Origin of the sequence: Algoriphagus litoralis (assembly GCF_003259255.1) — a bacterium.
Taxonomy (GTDB): Bacteria; Bacteroidota; Bacteroidia; order Cytophagales; family Cyclobacteriaceae; genus Algoriphagus; species Algoriphagus litoralis.
In genome coordinates, this window is record NZ_QGOL01000039.1 from 1 (window position 1) to 2,889 (window position 2,889).

Consider the following 2,889-nt stretch of genomic DNA (forward strand, 5'->3'; position numbering starts at 1 on the left):
GTTTTGTGATGGAAAACCAAAACTTTGAATGGAAGTGTGCTAAGGATGATTTAGCTAGAAATTCGAGAGCCAAAAATCATTGGGGTTTCCTGTGAATTCATAGGTTAGATTCTCCAATATCAAGATTAGCTTTTTATGGCTTGGGATTTGTTGAATTTGACTTGAAGCCCTTTATTTGCCTATGGAAAATATGGATCACCTTCGGGAATTTTTTAACGCCAAAAACTTCAAGTCTTACCACCCGCTTATGACCGGGAAAGAGTTGGGCAAGTGGATCGGTTCCTTTAGTCCACATACCTTCTCTTCCTTCAGCTCTAAACTTGATTTTCTCAAACAACTCAATTCTTTTGCCCTCTCCCACTTCGAAGATGAACTGTTTTTCAAACAGCTGCTGACTCAGTCCTTCTTTGAAGAAAATATTGTTGGAGCCTTCGAGGTCAGGACTTTAACTTCAAGGCTTGATTTACTAAAAATAAATGGCGTAACCACTGCCTATGAGATAAAATCCGAATTTGACTCCCTCGAAAAACTTGAAAAACAAAGTCAAGATTATTTGAAGCTATTTGAGTACAATTATTTGGTAGTAGCAGAAAAACACTTGGATAAGGCAAGGCTAATTTTACCAGATTCTTTTGGAATCTATATTCTTAAAAACAAAACGCTTAGGAGAATAAAAGCATCTAAGAAAAATCGGAATTTTGACTCAATTTCCCAATTATCAATCCTAACTGCTCGAGAACTTAGAGGTGAATTCAAATCAGTGGATAAAAGATATATTTTGGAAATCTACACCCCAAATCAAATAAACGAGGCCTTAAAAGAAGCCTTAAAGAAACGATATTCAAAAAAATGGAATTTTATTAAGGAAAGGTCATCGGAGATCTTCCCTCTTGACTATCAATATTTTTTCCATCATCCCATTAACCCACGATTGATCTACTCCAAATAAAGCGGGATAGTGCGATCTTCATCGATCCAAACTCTCATGCAATGTAGGTAATGCTGCATGGCTATCTTTTTAAATTTAGCCTGATTCTGACCATTCTCTATTCCGGTATTTATATCCTGAAGCAACTTAATGCCTGGATTACCTTCAACAAAAGTGGGAAACTGATCCTGAAGTCTCATAAATGGACTACTTCCTAAAACCGCTGGAACAATAAAGTCCTTGAATTGTGAAAGCTTCTTTTCCTCTGCCTTGAAGCCATAATACAAGTTGTCATAAGGATCATAGAATATAAATCCCGGACTGATGGTACCTCCTGCTGTCAAGTCATCTTTCTTTATTCCTGCATAATCCCCAAAAGCATCAAATGACTGATCTTTAAAAGATTCTATCAAACTGTTGTCTGCCTCAGAAATTACATCATTATGAATTAGTTCTACATTCTTAATATCGGAATTTAAAGCACTTCGAATAATGATTTTATTCACTCCCCGAAATCGCTCTCGAAGTACACGATTGTGCTTTCTGAAAATTGGATTTGTAGGACTGACAGTTCCCAAGTCATAGATAAAAAAATCCGAGCCAAGACGGATTACCGCTTCAATTTCCGGTAAATCCTCCTCAAATGAATCGGGATTAGTCATGTAGGCAAGTCTTGAAAAACGATCCCTTAAACTTTCCGATTGACGTAGAATGGTCTCTGCCTCACCCTGAAGATTCAAAAGGGAAGAAATTACAGGAACAACTTTACCAAATCCAGAAAACTGAATCATAAAATCAATTCTATCTGGTACTGAGTCAAGAATTGTTCTCGAAAAGGTGATTACTTCCTGCTGAGTACTATTTGAGAGTTTGATGTAGTTTGGTAGACTTAAAAAGACATGCTCCGATTGGATAGAATTCAGTAGATCACGATAAATTTCAAAAGTGGATTGTTGGTTGTTTTTTCTGTCTTTCTCTTTAATCACCTCGATCATTGGATACATACTAATTCCAAAATCTGTCTCTTTAAGGACAATAATCTCCTGCTGTCTCGCTCTAAAAACAGGTACATATTTCAAGGTTGCACTCATCACATTTCAATTTTTAGGTTTCTCAAGTATTTCAATTCCTCTTCACCAACCTCTTCATTTTCAAGCAAAATTCCACTTTTCTCAAGAAATTCATCAAGAAAAGAGTTGTAAGTTTCAGCTAACCATTTATACTTAATTTCAATAGCTGGATCATCATACCTCATTGCCAATTTCTCAGATATCTTTATCCTGTAAGTTTCAAAAAACTCTATTCTATCCTCTGCTCTAATAACACTGTAGAAAGGATCGATAAAAATAAAACCTTCATCACTTTTTAACTGATAATCAAAATCAGCGTCAATGTCTTTGAGTAAATCACAAAAGGAATCCGAAATGACTACTCTTGGATATTTGGCAACTTTAGATTCTAGATAATAGGCTTTGGCCAACGGTATTCCGACTGCAATGTCCTCTTCGTCCAACATCCAGCCATAATCAATACCACCTCTCAGGAAATATCCCAACGAAGCCATCTTTTGAAATAAATTAGAAACTACAAAAAGTATTTCATTGGCGATATTTCTGTCTTCCTCCACATCAGCTGAAATACAAATGTTATCGCTAAAGAGATAATACCGGCAATAGTTCTGAGGGATTAACTGGACAACGGATTTAAAAGCAACTATAAACTCATTGGCCTTTACCGAAACCAAATTTTCCGAGCTCAACGGTTCATTTTCTAAATCAGCATCCTCTTCAAACTCTTTCAAAAGAGACCCAAAACCAAGGACATCCAAAAAACAAACAATTCTTCGTTGATATTTTATTGGAGATTCTATCATTGTCGGGTGAAAACAATACGGTGAGGTGAATAGCCAGGACTAAGGAAAGAAATGATTAGTAATTAAAAAATACCCAGTACTAGAATAG

General features: G+C 36.1%; 3 protein-coding genes. 1 reads left to right on the forward strand and 2 read right to left on the reverse strand.

The window, feature by feature from the left end:
• Positions 1-190: 190 nt before the first annotated feature.
• Positions 191-949, forward strand: coding sequence for a sce7726 family protein (locus tag DK188_RS21145; RefSeq protein ID WP_232825788.1), 759 nt, complete (start codon positions 191-193; stop codon positions 947-949).
• On the opposite strand, the gene DK188_RS21150 is transcribed toward DK188_RS21145, so the two are convergent.
• Both DK188_RS21150 and DK188_RS21155 read right to left on the reverse strand, forming a co-directional pair.
• Positions 937-2,019: a beta family protein gene (locus tag DK188_RS21150; RefSeq protein ID WP_111672855.1), complete on the reverse strand. Its 1,083-nt coding sequence runs from the start codon at positions 2,017-2,019 to the stop codon at positions 937-939. The two genes, DK188_RS21145 and DK188_RS21150, sit on opposite strands and share 13 nt — an antisense overlap.
• Entirely contained in the window at positions 2,019-2,801 is a 783-nt protein-coding gene (locus tag DK188_RS21155; protein ID WP_111672856.1) for a hypothetical protein, read from the reverse strand. Before DK188_RS21155 ends, DK188_RS21150 begins: the two co-directional genes overlap by 1 nt.
• Between the last annotated feature and the right edge of the window lie 88 nt (positions 2,802-2,889).